The following is a 14369-nucleotide window of genomic DNA, read 5'->3' as shown; positions in this document are numbered from 1 at the left end:
GAACCCCGCAATGACTGCCAGCAACTTCGCCCATCTCGAACCCGACTTTCCCGCCGTCCACGCCGCGGCGATCTCGGCCGAACGGCTGGCGATGACCGAGCCAGAGGCGGCGGCGATCCTGGCGGGCAAGGCGGTGGAGCTGGCGCTCGGCTGGGCCTTCGCCCACGACGCGGGCCTGACGCCCCTCGCCCAAACCGGCGCGAGCCGGATGATCAACGACCCCGACCTGCGCGGCATCATGGACCAGAAGGTCCACGCCAAGGCCCGCTTCATTAACCTCGTCCGCAACAAGTCCGCCCACGAGGGCGCGACCCTGAAGCCCGATGGCGCGCGCCAGGTGGTCGAGGAACTGCACCACGTCCTGCACTGGTTCGGCCGCACCTACGCCCGCCACCAGAAGCCGCCCGAGCCGAATAACTTCGACCCGGCCCCGCTGACCGCCCGGCTCGACCTGATCCGCGAAGCTCGCGGCCGCATCCAGAGCACCGAGAAAGCCTTGGAAGAGCGCAACGAGGAACTGGAGGACCTGCGGGCGGGATACGCGAGCCTCGACGAGGAGCTGAAGGCAAAGCGCGCCGAGGTGGCAAAGGGACGCCTCGAACTGAAGGCGGACCCGCACGACTACAACGAGGCAACCACTCGCCTCCGCCTGATCGACCTTCTGCTGGCCGAGTCCGGGTGGACCAATCTGAAGGAAGGCCGGGATCTGGAATACCGGGTGGAGCCGATGCCGAACGAGCAGGGCCACGGCTTCGCCGACTACGTCCTCTGGGGCGCCGACGGGCTGCCTCTGGCGGTGGTGGAGGCGAAGCGCACCCGCCGCTCGCCGTCCGAAGGGCAGCAGCAGGCGAAGCTCTACGCCGACGCCTTGGAGCAGATGCACGGCCGTCGCCCGGTCATCTTCTACACCAACGGCTACGAGCACTGGATCTGGGACGACGCCCGCACCATTCCGCCCCGCCGCCTCGGTGGCTTCAAGACGGCTCAGGAGCTGGGCGAGATGATTGCCCGGCGCAAGGACGCCAAGCCCCTGACCTCGCAGCAACCAAAGGCCGCGATCGCTGGGCGTCCCTATCAGACCCGCGCCCTGACCCGCATCGCCGAGCACTTCGACAAAGGCTCGCGCAAGGCCTTGCTGGTGATGGCAACCGGCACCGGCAAGACCCGGACGGTGATCGCCCTGGTAGACATGATGGTGCGCGCAGGGCTGGTAAAACGCGCCCTGTTTCTTTGCGACCGTATCAGCCTTGTTCGGCAGGCTCGAAACGCTTTCGCCGCGCATATGCCCGACAGTTCGCCTGTGAACCTGGTGACCGATCCCTCTGGCACGGGTCGGGTCTACGTCTCGACCTATCCAACGGTGATGAACCTGATCGACCGGGCCGATCATTCCGGGCGGCGTTTCGGCCCTGGCCACTTCGACCTGGTGATCATCGACGAGGCCCACCGGTCCGTCTATAAGCGTTACCGCGCGATCTTCGAATGGTTCGACAGCTACCTCGTCGGCCTCACAGCCACGCCACGGGACGAGGTTGACCGGGATACCTATCGGCTTTTCGATCTCGACCCCGGGCATCCCACGGACTTCTACGGCCTCGAGGAGGCGATCGAGGACGGGTTTCTCGTGCCCTTCGAGCCGATTTCGCTGCCAACCAAGTTCATGCGCGAGGGCATCCGCTACGACGACCTGTCGGACGAGGAAAAGGACCAGTGGGACGAGCTTGACTGGGGTGAGACCGGACGGCGCAAGGAAGTCACGGCTGGCGAGATCAACAAATATCTGTTCAACGCCGACACGGTAGACAAAGTGGTGGCCCATGTCATGGAGAACGGCATCCGCGTCTCCGGCGGCGACAAGATCGGAAAGACGATCATCTTCGCCGCGAACAAGCCCCATGCGAAGTTCATCGAAGAGCGCTTCAACGCGGGCTGGCCGAGTTACGGCGGGACCTTCGCCCGGCGGATCGTTCACGGCGAGAGCTATGCCCAGAGCCTGATCGAGGCCTTTGAGGTTGCGGGCAAGGAGCCACAGATCGCCATCTCTGTCGACATGATGGACACAGGCGTGGATGTGCCCGAGGTCGTGAACCTCGTTTTCTTCAAGCTTGTGCGGTCGAAAACCAAGTTCTGGCAAATGGTCGGCCGGGGAACACGGTTGCGGCCGGATCTGTTTGGCCCCGGCGCGGACAAGACCGCTTTCCGGATCTTTGATGTCTGTGGCAACCTGGAGTTCTTTGGGTCGAACCCGGAACTCAAGGACCCGTCGGTCCCGAAGTCGCTGACGGAGCGGCTGATCGAAGCAAGGTTGAAGGTGGCGCATGGCATCGACGACACGCTTTCCTCGACACGTGACGAGCCGCAAGATAGTGAGCTGGAAGACCTCAAAGATGTTCGCGCAGAGGTTGTCGCGGACGTGCGCCGCTTCGTCCTGGGCCTCGACATCTCGTCCTTCGTCGTCCGCGGTCACCTTCGCGCTGTCGAGAGCTGGCAGGCCGAAAATGCGCCATGGTCCACATTGTCGGAGGAGGCCACCGAAGAGCTGATAGGCTTGGCGGCGTTGCCGAGTAAAGCTGATTTCGGCGGGGAAGAGGCCAAAAGGTTCGATCTCGTGATGTTCGAGCTTCAACTCAGCCTTATGGGTAAGTCGACGAAGATGGAGGCCTGCCGCCGGAAGGTAATGGAGATCGCGGTCGCGCTATCTACAAAGGTCGACATCCCCGCCGTCGCCAGACACGCAGAACTCATCGAGGAAATTCTAACCCAAACCTGGTGGGAAGGCTTGACAGTGCCTGTCGTCGAGCGCGCCCGCTTGAGACTGCGCAATATCGTGCATCTCATTGACCAGTCGTCCCGCAGCATCCTCTATACAGATTTCGATGATGATCTCGGGGCTGCAACCCCCGTCCCCCTCAATCCAGCGGCAGATTTTTCCGCATTCAAGAAGAAGGCCCGTGAGTTTCTCTCAGGGCACGGCGACCACGTCGCTCTTCGCCGCCTGAGATCGGGACGGCCGCTTACCCGCCTCGACATCCAAGAACTCGAGCGGATGTTGCTCGAGGCGGGCGTGGGATCGCACGCCGATATCGAGGTGGCAAGAAAAACGGAGACGGCACAGGTCGGCGGGTTCGGGGTCTTTCTAAGGTCGATTGTCGGTCTCGATCGCGCGGCGGCGCAGGAGTGTTTCGCCGAGTTCATCGCTGACGGTGCCTCGGCTGATCAAATCGAATTCGTCGGCATGGTCATTGAGCACCTGACCCGGAATGGTGTGATCGATCCCGGCCTGTTATACGATAGCCCATTCTCGGACCTCATGCCCGATGGCCCCGATAGTGTCTTTGACGAGCAAGACGTGGATCGGTTTCTGGCGCGAATCCGGAACATCAATCAGTCGGCCGTCGTGTCTGATGCATCTGCCGACGTCGGTTAATGGAATGCCGTAGCATGTTGGGAATGAAGTGCCGTTCAAGGTTATGGCCGCCTGCGCAGCCTCCAAAATTGCGCAGCAGGCGGCCATAACCGGGTCTCGGGTCTCTATGGTGGTTTTGCGAACCACACCACAGAGGAGACCGGCGATGGCCAAGGTTGAACATACTTCGGATGCCCGCGTTCTGGTAGGCATCGACATTTCCAAACACCGGCACGAGGTGCTGATTGCCGTCCCGGGCAAGACGCGGCGGCGGCGCATGACGATCACCAATTCCACCGACGACTTCATGCGTCTGATCGCGATCTTACGACAATATGGCCTGCCGGTCCGGATCGGGTTCGAGGCTACCGGCAACTATCACCGTGTGCTGATGTATCATCTCGGCGTCGCCGGGTTCGACCTGAAGCTGGTGTCTTCGGTCGCCCTCGCCCGCACACGCGAGGCGCTGCACAACAGCTGGGACAAGAATGATCCGAAGGATGCGCAAGTCATCCTGCACATGCTGCAGATCGGCGCGGTGCAGATCTTTCAGGACCCGATGGTGGCCGGCACGAATGACATTCAGGGATTGTCCAAGACCCATGATGCCGTCTCGCGGTCCAAGACCGAGTTGTGGCACCGCATCCTGACCCACTACCTGCCGCTCTACTTTCCAGAAGCCGATCGTTTCCATCGCAGCTCGCGCACCGACTGGTTCCTAGCCTTCCTCGAGATGTTTCCCTCTCCGCACATGATCTCGGCCATGACCAAGGAGGAATTTACCACGGCCGCCTGGGAGGTGGTCGGGCGGAAAGTGGAGAAGTCTCTCCTGTTGTCAGATATTTACGAGACGGCAAAAGTGTCGGCAGGATTGCCCGTGTCGCCGGACTCCGACGCCATCCGCATGTTCCGCATGATGCTGGCCGAAGGGCGAAGCCTGATCCGACAGCGCAATGCCATCGAAGATCGGGCGGTCGAACTGCTGGGCGACCGCCCGGATTATCAGCTGCTGCGCAAAATTCCGGGGATCGGACCCATCAATGCGCTGACGATCCTGGCCGAGACCGGCGACCTGCGCCGTTTCCATCATCACCGACAGTTTCTGAAGTTTTGCGGCATGGATCTGGCCACCGTCCAGTCCGGCATGTTCCGAGGCCGAAGCAAGATCTCCAAATATGGCAACGCCCGCTTGCGCCGCACTTTGTGGATTGCAGGGCAGACTGCCGTTCTGAAGAAGGCAAATAGCTTCCGCGACAAGTTCGAGCGTTACATCGCGCAAGATCGTCACAACCCGGATTTGCGCCGCAAGGCCTACACCGCCATCGCCGCAAAGATGGCCCGCACCATTCACGCCATGATCAAATCCGGCGAACCCTATCGTCCCTTCTTCGAGGGGACGAGCCCAGGCGGAAGGACCCCTCTCTGTAGAGCCGTGGAGGCAGGTTCCTGACCTCGTAGATAATGTTCGGGCCTTCCGCTTGGGATTTAGGATCTCGTCTTAAGGACGGTGATTGAGGTGCTCCCCGGAAACTGGACACTGACGTAAGCTCGAGTTTTCTGTCTGCTGATCTTCGCCACGAAGGAGATCGATGATGACGAAACGAAAGCAGCATGCGCCTGCATTTAAGGCCAAGGTGGCACTTGAGGTGACGTTGCCCCCTCTGCCTAATCCAGTTTGAGGTAGACTCTGGCCTAACCGAAAGGACCAGAGATGAAGCGCAGCAGGTTCACCGAGGATCAGATCATCGGCATTCTGAAGGAGCACGAGGCGGGGATTTCCGTTGCCGATCTTTGCCGTAAGCACGGCGTCAGCGATGCGACCGTTTACAAGTGGAAAGCCAAGTATGGCGGCATGGATGTCAGCGAGGCGAAGCGTCTGAAGGCGCTTGAGGATGAGAACGGCAGGCTGAAGAAGCTGCTGGCCGACTCCATGCTCGACAATTCGGCCTTGAAGGATCTGCTCGGAAAAAAGTGGTGACGCCCGCCGCGAAGCGGCAAGCGGTCGCGCATCTAGTGGCAAGTCACGAGATGAGCGAACGGCGGGCGTGCCGGGTGATCGGCTGTTGCCGGATGACCATGCGGTATGAGGTGGTCCGCCAAGACGACCCTGTGCTGCGCGAGCGGCTGAAAGAATTGGCAAAGGTCCGGCGCCGGTTCGGGTATCGTCGGTTGCATGTCTTCCTGCGGCGCGAGGGCCACGAGGTCAACCACAAGCGCCTGTTTCGCATCTACCGCGAAGAGCAGTTGCATGTCCGTCGCCGGGGCGGGCGCAAGCGGGCCATGGGCACACGGGCCCCGATGGTGCTGCCTTTGCTGCCAAACCAGCGCTGGTCGCTGGACTTCGTGTCAGACCAGCTGACCGATGGCCGCCGGTTCCGGATCATGACCGTGGTCGATGACTGCACGCGGGAATGCTTGGCGCTGATCGCGGACACGTCGCTCTCGGGGGCAAGGGTGGCGCGGGAACTGGCGACGCTGTTCGACACCCGCGGCAAGCCTCAGACGGTGGTCAGTGACAATGGAACCGAGTTCACCTCGAATGCGATCCTCAAATTCGTGGATGACCGCAAGTTTGACTGGCATTACATCGCGCCCGGAAAGCCGACCCAGAATGCCTTCATCGAAAGCTTCAACGGTCGCCTGCGAGACGAACTCTTGAACGAAACGCTGTTCCCGTCCCTGCACCATGCCCGCGCAACGCTGGTCGCCTGGCGCACGGACTACAACACCGAACGCCCCCACTCCCGCCTCAGCTGGCAGACCCCAGCCGAGTTTGCCGAAACCTTCACCCCGCAACGGGGCCTGACGCTGCGCAATCCGCAAAGCTCCGCGCCAGCCCCCGTTGCCCAACCCGCCCAAATGGGCAAAACTCAGTCCCGGAGTCTCGCTCACGCTGGATAAAAGTTGGGGGCAACGTCAGCGATGATCCAGCAGCTATCCGGTCCCGTGAAAGTGGGATTTGAGGCTACGGGTGGCCATGAATGGGTGCTTTGGACGGAACTTGTCGATGCAGGGATTATTGCGGTCCAGCTGTCTCCGGCACAGATCAAGGCGTTCGCGCTTTCTCGGGGCACGCTGGCGAAGACTGACCGGATCGATGCCGAGCTCATCGCCCGGTTTATGGCATTCAGACCGGAGGCAGGGCGAGAACTGCCAGATGAAAATCTACGTATCCTCAGAACCTTGACGACGCGGAGGGGACAGATTGTCGAGATGCGCAAGCGGCTCAGAGCCCAGATCAGCGCGCGCAGGAAGCAGGGGGTTTCTGCCGACGTCGAGACCTTGGATGACGAACTGAAAGAGGTGCTCGATACTCAGATCGATGACATCGAACGGCGGATCGAAAACGTCATCGCACAAGTGGAAACCCTTGCCGCCAAGGCGAACCTTCTGCGATCAATTCCGGGAATTGGTCCGGTCTCGGCTGCGATGCTGATTGCCGAATTGCCCGAGCTAGGCCGGATGACATCAGGCGAAGCCGCTGCCATGACCGGCCTGGCGCCGGTTCCTCATGACAGCGGTGCGATGCGAGGAAGGAGAACAATCGCGGGCGGACGACGGTCTTTACGACACGTGCTGTTCCAAGCTGCGCTCGCCGCGGCCTGCCACAACCCAATTCTCAGGCCAGTCGCCAAGCGCCTCAAAGAGCGCGGGAAGCCACACAAACTAACCATTATCGCAATCGCACGAAGGCTGGTCACAATCGCAAACGCGATCATCAAAACCGGCGCACCTTGGCAGCCTCAGCCCGACAAATAAACACAGTTGCTAGAGGGAACTCCTGATTGGACCTGCCCCGGTTCCGTTCCGGTCGGGTGCTTATGTTAGGCGGCCCTGTGTTCGAAGGCTACGGGTGATTTCCAGCTCAGGGCTGAGTGTTTGCGGCGTGGGTTGTAGAAGCCGTTGATGTAATCAAAGAGGGCGATCTCGGCGTCACGCCGCGTGTGCCAGTGTCGGCGCCAGACCAGCTCGGATTTCAGGGACTTGAAGAAGCTTTCAAAGGCCGAGTTATCGTAACAATTGCCCTTCCCGCTCATCGACATCCTGAACCCATGCCTGCGCAGGGTCTTCTGGTGGTCGTGAGCACCGTATTGCGCGCCGCGATCGGTGTAGTGGATGCAATCCGGTGGCGGTTTGCGCAGGGATATTGCCATGTTCAGCGCCCGGATCGTCAGATCCTGTTTCATGCGATTGCTGATGGCCCAGCCGATCACGCGCCGTGAAAACAGGTCGATGATGACCGCCAGATAGACCCAGCCTTCGCGCGTCCAGATATAGGTGATGTCGCCGGCCCACTTCTGGTGTCAACGGCGAAGTAAAAGCCTGCCAGGTAGCGGCTCAAAACAGGGTCACTGGCGGGCGCCAAGCGCCACGTCGCGCGCGCTCCCTAGACAGCTGGCGTGTGTCATAGCGCGTTGGCCCCCCGGGCCAATCCTGTAACGGTTGATCAGGTTGAGGGGTTGGCAAAGCTGATCGCTGTCGCAGTTCATCTAGGGGATGTTGACGTGGTGTGTCAGCCTGTTGAGCAACGCGCCAGTCAGTCGTTCGGTGCCGAAGGTTTTGGTCTATTCGCTGAAGGGCAAGTCAGCCGCGTCGCGCACTCTTGCCCTGACCTAAGCTGAGAGATGGTTCAGTGGTCCCTCAAAAGCCAGCGCTGCAAGATCAAGAGTGATAAATCAAGGGAATTTCGGCGGCTGAAGTGCTTTTTGCGCGGGGAGTCGCAAACGCTATCGGTTCGCAGCTCGCAAAGGAGCGACTGACTGGGCCGAAACCCCTTCCTTACTAGATACCATAGGTAGATATAAGGAAGGGGCCAAGCAAGCCTCTGTCCGCTGCCGGCGATTCAGATTTTTGGAAGGTGTTGCGCGGAATCCACTCTGACGGTGGTCGAACATCGATTCAAAGTCGCTCTGGTTGTGGTGGCGCCCCTCCAGCAGCTAATCTTGCTCCATGACGCAGAACCAGCATATCACCCCGCTTGCCGCAGCACGGCTGATAGCCTGATCCCCAAGGATCAGGTCTCAGGTCTGAGGTCTCGCCCCGCGACATCCTCCTCCCAACCTTCGCGCTGTTCATCGAATCAGCGAGCCAGCTGGCAGGTGGCCGAGGGCAGCGGATGACGTCGAGAGGGTTCTGTCCGATCCTGCCAATGCAAAAAATGTTGAGCCTGCTCTGAGGTCAGCAGACCTCTTCGCATCGGGTTCGCTTTGGCAGGCCTGTGCGCCATCCGACCCCTTGTCGTGGCTCTGCAGACATGGGCCCGCAAGATATGGGGATCCGCTTTGCGAATTTCGGCCTCCGCGTCCATTTTTCGCAAGTGAATGATATATAGATGTTTTTCTTTAGGCGTCCCACGACCTGCTCTATGGTTTGAACCATTAGGGGACGCAGAAAACTGAGAGGAGAGGAAGATGTAGACCCAGCACTGAGCCCAAACGAAAACACCAGGATGCGTCAACATCCCGGTGCGATCGTCTCGAGGCGAGCCTGAGCCCACTACTGCATAATGTTGCCTAGCTAGCCGATCCTGCGCCTTCGCGCAAGGATTTGCTCGCGGCACGGGCGCTCCTCACCTCGCCAAAGCCGCGCATCAAGCGTGACCTCGATCTACCCGGTGTTGCCGTGACTTCGGCGGGACCGTGCGGATCCGTCGTGTCCCGCTTCATCGCATGGCGCCTCAAACCGGCCGGCCTCGTGCCGGACCGATGCAGCATGCCACGCCCTCTTGACCTCCGGCGGGGAAACTAAACCCCAATGAGGAGACACGAACGATGTCACAAGCTGTTTTTCCGCCTTCCGCAGGCTTTACACCGCCGCTGGGAAGCACTGCGCAGCGCAATGTTGCCCTCACCTCGCGGGGGCAGTTCTGCGGCCATGTTGTCATTGGCGACAGCAGTGGCCGCGGCGCGATTGCCGGCGCACCGGCCCGGGTCATCCAAGTGGAAAGCCACCTGGAAGTCTGCTGGTGTCTTTGCCTTGCGCTGCGCCGGGATATCGCTGACCTGCGTGAGCAAGTCGCTTTCACTTGGTGGGACCAGGCGGGCGAGTCTCGCACCCATTTCTTTGATCTGTTCGTGACAAGAACTGATGGCAGTCGGATCGCCTGTGCAGTCCGCCCTGCTCGTCGGACCGGAGGCCGCTTGGGCCGAGAGCTCCCTTTGATCGCAGCTCAGGCGCGCGCCAGTGGTTTTGCATCCGATGTCCGTCTATTGACGGACGAGGATCTCGATCCCGTCGAACTGCACAATGCGTGGCTGCTCCATGGTGTTCGGGCAGACGACCCAGACGCTGATGCCGCCGCCGCTGATGTGCTCGCTGCAATGTCTGGAACAGTGTCGTTGGCTGACCTTGCCGACCGGACCGACTGTGGGGCGGCAGGATGTCAGGCCCTGCTTCGGCTGGTCCGCAGTGGCCATCTGCGCCCCCTCCATCACGAGCGGATCACCTCTGCCACCGTCCTCTACAAGGAGAGCGACCTCTCATGAAGATGTTCAACCTCACCTTCGATCCTTCCAGGCACCACTATGCCTTTGGCGTCCATGACCGTGTGACCGTCGACGGGGTGCCGTATACCGTCGATGGCCACAGCCGAAATGAGAGGGGGCTGGTGCTGACGATGGATGACGGCTCGGGTCGCTGCCGAGCCTTCACCCACCAAGAACTAAGCCGCCTTGGCTCAATGGGCAAGATCCGGGTCGAAGCGAACCACTACGCGCCCGAGACTGCAAAACGGCGTCTTGCTGACGGCGGGGTGCTCCTCTCTGAACTTCCGGAGAACGCTGCCGCGCGTGTCACCAAGAAAAGTGCGTATGTCGAAGCCTTTCTGGAGATGGAATGCGAAGGCAAGATCAAGCGCACAGATGCCAGCATCGACGCCAGTCGCCACGAGTTGAGAGGCCGCGCAATGGCCTATGTCGACAGATTGATCGGCGGACTGAGCGTCGCGCATTCCCAGGATCTGAACGAGACGCCCTCCGCGCGCACCTTGCGACGCTGGCTCGGCCAGCATCGCTCACTGGGCATGTCTGGGCTGGTAGATACCATGAGCCGTCGCGGAAACCGCAATCGCCTCATGGGGCCTGAAGAACTGGCCCTTATGATGGAGGAGGTGCATCGATATGCAGACGCAAACCGGCCGACCGTGAAGAACATCCACCACAATGTGCAGCGGGCTTTCGAATCCCGCAACGAGGATCGCGAGGCACGAGGGGAGCCGCCCTATCGGGTCCCGAGCTATGAGACTGTCCGCCGGACGATCCACATGCTTGAGCCTTTTGCTGTCACCGTGGCCCGTGAAGGGGCCGAGGAGGCGCGCAAGAAGTTCATGCCAACCGGCGGAGGCCTTCGGCTGACGCGTCCGCTTGAACGGGTCGAGATCGACGAAAACACCATCGACATCATCTCCCTTGCGAGCGCCGCGGCGCTGATGGGCCTTCTCACCGAGGAAGACAGAATGCGCCTCGGCTTGAACAAGGAGAAGGTTCGCTGGTTCCTGACAGTCGCAATCTGTGCAACGACCCGATGCATTCTCGGCATGTCCTTCTCCCGTTCGGCACGGGAGCAAGCGTCGTTGCAGGTCCTGCAGATGATCCTGCACGATAAGGGAGAGTGGGCGGGTGCCGCCCGCTCGAACGGATCCTGGGACATGCTTGGAACGCCAGTGCTCATCGTCACCGACAACGGGACGGCCTTCAAGTCTCAGCGTTTTCGTGTCGCCTGCGCGGATCTGGGCATCAGCGCGATCCGGGCCCCGGCAGGATTGCCGCAGATGCGCGCTCGCAACGAGCGGTTCTTCCATAGCCTCAAGACCGGCCTTCTCTCCCGCATGCCCGGCCAGACCTTCGGGAGCATTCGCGAGAGAAGGGGTTCCGACCCAGAGGCGCGAGCCGCACTGAGTTTCGGCGATCTGGCCTTCTGCTTGGTCCGCTGGATCGTGGATATCTATCATAATACACCGCATATCGGTCTCGGCGGTGAGACGCCGCTCAACTGCTGGCGGCGGTTGACCAAGGAATGGGGAATTCAGCCCCCACCGGATCGGGATACACAACGGGCGATCTTCGGCGAACGACTCAAGCGCAGGCTCTCCCGTGAGGGCGTCCTGGTGCTGGGGATGCGTTATCACTCCGAGGAACTCGCACAGTGGCTGCTGCATAAGGAGGAGCGCGACGTCGAGGTTCGCTGGCATCAAGACAACATTGGCGCAGTCACCGTGCATGTCGGCTCCCGAAAGTTCACAGTGGGCGCCGTCCATCCGGGTTTTGATGGCGTTTCTGCTCGACAATGGATCGCCGGTATCCGCGCCGCGCGCGCGTCGGATCCACGACAGAGATACTGCGAGCGCCAGGTGGTCGTCGACGCAAACGCAGCGATCGAGGCGCGTAGCACCGCAGCGACCCGGCTGGCCGGGCTGCTTGTCGACGATTGGTCGCCGGAGCGGATCCTGCGGGAAGAGGAACGTCTCTTCATCGGCTTCGGCGTTGTGGCAGACCGACCGATGCAGCCTGTCGCCGGCGACGGCATCGGGCGGACGGTGCCAGATGCTGACGTCGGGACGGCAGGAGATCGGGAGGACATCTCCCCGACCAAGTTTGCCTCGACGCGGCCCGCCCTGCCTCACGGCGAAAAAGACCATGCCCACTATACCAGCGATACCTCGCCTACATCTGTGGCGAGCACTTGGAAGATCACGGAGTAGACCCATGCCCCGTCCCATCGACGCCGGCTGCATCCTCGCCAAACTGCGGAAGCTCCGCATCGACACGCCCCGCGATGGCGCCTTCCTGGCGCATCTCAACCGCCTTCTGTCCAGGGACGAGGCAGGAAACATGATCCCTGACCCGCAGCGTTTTTCCGCGGGGCGTGAAACCCGCGGCGTCTTGGTGATCGATGGCCCGGGCGGCGGCAAAACCACCTTGATCGCTCGGGCGTTGGAGCGGCACCCGGTCCTCAGCGGTGTCGACCGGCGGCACTACCTTGAAGCCAGTGTCCCGAGCCCCGCCACCTTCAAAAGCATGGGGGCGACACTGCTGCAGAGGAGCGGTTTTCCGATTGTAGCTGGAAAGCGGGAGGCATGGAGCATGTGGGAGATCTTGCGCGCTCGCCTGAAGGACCAGAACATCACCGTCCTCTGGATCGACGAGGCGCATGACCTGTTCTGCGCTGACCGCAACCTGATCCTGCGCGCCCTCAAGGCGCTCATGCAGGGTGACGAAGCGGTCATTCCCATTCTCTCAGGGACGGAGATGCTGCGCGAGATCGTCAGGTCTGATCCGCAGGTCCAGCGCCGGTTCTCAACTCTGATCCTGCCGCCGGTAAATGAGGCGGTCGAAGGCGCCAGCTTCGCAGATGTCGTGCGGCAATACTGCCAGATCGCCGGGTTGGAGCCGCCCCTGGAGTCAGATCTGATCGCGCGGCTGTTTCACGCAGCCCGTTATCGCTTCGGACGATGCGTCGAGACGATCATCGGGGCGATCGAGTTCGCGCTGGCGGGCAACGCGGCTCGGCTCGACATCAGCCATTTCGCGGAGTTCTGGGGAATGCAGGAAGGCTACTCGTTTGAGAGCAACATCTTTTTGGCTCCCCACTGGGCGGACCTCGATCCTAACGAGGATCCGGATGCGCCAATTCCGGTGACGAAGCGCAAAAAACGTAAGCGGGCGTGACCATGGTCCAGCTTTTTCCGTCGCTCCCGTTTCTGGCGGAGGAGACGCACTGGTCTTGGGCGGCTCGTCTCGCTGCATTTCATATCCGTGGTCCCGTCGCGACGTTCTTACGCGACCTCGGTCTGGAGCCTTCCACCTTTTTCGTCGGCGACCACGATGAGGTAGCTCGGCTTTGTGGGATTGCAGGACAAGATCCCGAGCCGGTTCTTCAGAGCACTCTGTCGCGGCAAAAGGGAAACGTTCATCGGCTGGGTGAAGAGCTTCTAAACAAGAGCCTTTGCCCGGTCGAAAACGTGAGGTTCTGCCCGACGTGCCTTTCCGAGGATGATGCCGAAGCTGACAGGATGGGCCAGCACAACTCGGTCCATCGCCATGAGCGGCTGGTCTGGCGGCTGACACCCGTCAGTTGCTGCGCCACCCATGGAAAACCGCTTCTGTGCCTGCCGCGGCCCCACGGAAAGCGCGAACGTGGCGTCTTCGGTGACAGCGTCCCCGAGGCGGGCCGGGTGTCGCGGGAAGCGGAGTGCCAAACTAAGTCCCACATGACATCCCCGCTCCAGGAATACATCGCCGGGAGGATTGCCGGCCAAACGGGACCGAACTGGCTAGACCGCCAACCCCTCGAGCAAGCCATCCTGAGCACCCAACTGCTCGGTGCCGCGCTGGGGTTCGGACCGCACACTTTTCTTCGAGACCTGACGCACCAGGAACGCGCGGCTGCGGAGACCATCGGCTGGGATTACGTTGCTCAGGGCGAGAACGGCCTCCGCGATGCTCTCCAGATCCTTCAGGATCAGGCCGGGCCGAAACGAACGAAGCGGGCACATCTTATCGAGACGTTCGGCATCCTGATGAACGGAACGCATCCTCTGGCTGCATCTGCCCCGCTCGCCCGCTTGCTGCAGGAGCACATCACTGATCTGGCCGCGCCTGGCTAGCGAGCGCGCTTCAAGCTGCCTCACATAGGCGAGTCAGAAAACGCAACAAGCCGCCTTCGGGCGGCTTTTTTGTTGGCCGATCCATGATATTTCGATGGTCAGAAATTGCGGGTAATATGGACAAACTCAGAAAACGTGCAAAATAAATCTATTTATTTTCAGCGGTTTAAGAATTCAATTTCACTGAAGAAGGACGGTATTTGAGAGGCACGACAGTTGCTGTTCGATCGACACGCGACGCCCGTCACTCTGCCCCTCACCTGCTCAGGCTGCGACTGACCCGCTGCCCGCCAATCGGTTCACACAGGCGGCTCGGACATGCTCAGGCAGCCGACGTCTCAATGCGTCGGCTGCTGATGC

The 14369-nt window shown here is 61.1% G+C and carries 8 protein-coding genes and 2 pseudogenes; 8 read left to right on the top strand and 2 right to left on the bottom strand.

Annotated elements, in window-relative coordinates:
* Positions 1 to 10: 10 nt before the first annotated feature.
* From CYR75_RS06090 to CYR75_RS06075, 4 genes are all read left to right on the top strand, one after another.
* Positions 11 to 3427, top strand: coding sequence for a DEAD/DEAH box helicase family protein (locus CYR75_RS06090; protein ID WP_101499263.1), 3417 nt, complete (start codon positions 11 to 13; stop codon positions 3425 to 3427).
* A 145-nt stretch (positions 3428 to 3572) separates the two neighbouring features.
* The gene (locus CYR75_RS06085) at positions 3573 to 4856 is read left to right on the top strand and encodes an IS110 family RNA-guided transposase (protein ID WP_101499262.1); all 1284 of its coding nucleotides are present in this window, start codon (positions 3573 to 3575) and stop codon (positions 4854 to 4856) included.
* Between the two features lie 261 nt (positions 4857 to 5117).
* Positions 5118 to 6307, top strand: a protein-coding gene (locus CYR75_RS06080) for an IS3 family transposase (protein WP_101498417.1) whose coding sequence is annotated in 2 segments (ribosomal slippage) — positions 5118 to 5376 and positions 5376 to 6307 — 1191 coding nt in all. Because the reading frame shifts where the segments join, the coding sequence is not laid out codon by codon here.
* A 21-nt stretch (positions 6308 to 6328) separates the two neighbouring features.
* Positions 6329 to 7165: an IS110 family RNA-guided transposase gene (locus tag CYR75_RS06075; protein ID WP_101499261.1), complete on the top strand. Its 837-nt coding sequence runs from the start codon at positions 6329 to 6331 to the stop codon at positions 7163 to 7165.
* A 65-nt stretch (positions 7166 to 7230) separates the two neighbouring features.
* Here the strand turns inward: CYR75_RS06075 and CYR75_RS06070 are convergent.
* Positions 7231 to 7710: pseudogene (locus tag CYR75_RS06070) on the bottom strand (IS3 family transposase); the annotation flags it as partial.
* Positions 7711 to 7896: 186 nt separating this feature from the next.
* A pseudogene (locus CYR75_RS16370) lies at positions 7897 to 7995 on the bottom strand (ATP-binding protein); the annotation flags it as partial.
* A 1182-nt stretch (positions 7996 to 9177) separates the two neighbouring features.
* On the opposite strand from CYR75_RS16370, the gene CYR75_RS16020 reads away from it, so the two are divergent.
* Genes CYR75_RS16020 through CYR75_RS06055 form a run of 4 tightly spaced genes read left to right on the top strand, consistent with a single transcriptional unit; the run spans position 9178 to position 14009 of the window.
* Positions 9178 to 9891, top strand: a complete 714-nt coding sequence (locus tag CYR75_RS16020) for a hypothetical protein (protein WP_158644598.1) — start codon at positions 9178 to 9180, stop codon at positions 9889 to 9891.
* Positions 9888 to 12104, top strand: coding sequence for a Mu transposase C-terminal domain-containing protein (locus CYR75_RS06065; protein ID WP_158644597.1), 2217 nt, complete (start codon positions 9888 to 9890; stop codon positions 12102 to 12104). The genes CYR75_RS16020 and CYR75_RS06065 overlap by 4 nt, the downstream gene beginning before the upstream one ends.
* A gap of 4 nt (positions 12105 to 12108) precedes the next feature.
* Positions 12109 to 13071 carry a TniB family NTP-binding protein gene (locus CYR75_RS06060; RefSeq protein WP_158644596.1) on the top strand — a complete coding sequence of 321 codons (963 nt, stop codon included), beginning with the start codon at positions 12109 to 12111 and terminating at the stop codon, positions 13069 to 13071.
* Between the two features lie 2 nt (positions 13072 to 13073).
* Positions 13074 to 14009, top strand: a complete 936-nt coding sequence (locus CYR75_RS06055) for a TniQ family protein (protein ID WP_101499259.1) — start codon at positions 13074 to 13076, stop codon at positions 14007 to 14009.
* Positions 14010 to 14369 lie beyond the last annotated feature (360 nt).

Origin of the sequence: Paracoccus jeotgali (assembly GCF_002865605.1) — a bacterium.
In the GTDB taxonomy this organism is placed as follows: Bacteria; Pseudomonadota; Alphaproteobacteria; order Rhodobacterales; family Rhodobacteraceae; genus Paracoccus; species Paracoccus jeotgali.
Note: the sequence above shows the minus strand (reverse complement) of the source record. Positions and strands in the feature narration are given on the sequence as shown.

Excerpts from the sequence above, each read along its gene's own strand:
- CYR75_RS06090 (WP_101499263.1), top strand. The coding sequence starts at position 11 with ATGACTGCCAGCAACTTCGCCCATCTCGAACCCGACTTTCCCGCCGTC.
- CYR75_RS06085 (WP_101499262.1), top strand. The coding sequence starts at position 3,573 with ATGGCCAAGGTTGAACATACTTCGGATGCCCGCGTTCTGGTAGGCATC.
- CYR75_RS06075 (WP_101499261.1), top strand. The coding sequence starts at position 6,329 with ATGATCCAGCAGCTATCCGGTCCCGTGAAAGTGGGATTTGAGGCTACG.
- CYR75_RS16020 (WP_158644598.1), top strand. The coding sequence starts at position 9,178 with ATGTCACAAGCTGTTTTTCCGCCTTCCGCAGGCTTTACACCGCCGCTG.
- CYR75_RS06065 (WP_158644597.1), top strand. The coding sequence starts at position 9,888 with ATGAAGATGTTCAACCTCACCTTCGATCCTTCCAGGCACCACTATGCC.
- CYR75_RS06060 (WP_158644596.1), top strand. The coding sequence starts at position 12,109 with ATGCCCCGTCCCATCGACGCCGGCTGCATCCTCGCCAAACTGCGGAAG.
- CYR75_RS06055 (WP_101499259.1), top strand. The coding sequence starts at position 13,074 with ATGGTCCAGCTTTTTCCGTCGCTCCCGTTTCTGGCGGAGGAGACGCAC.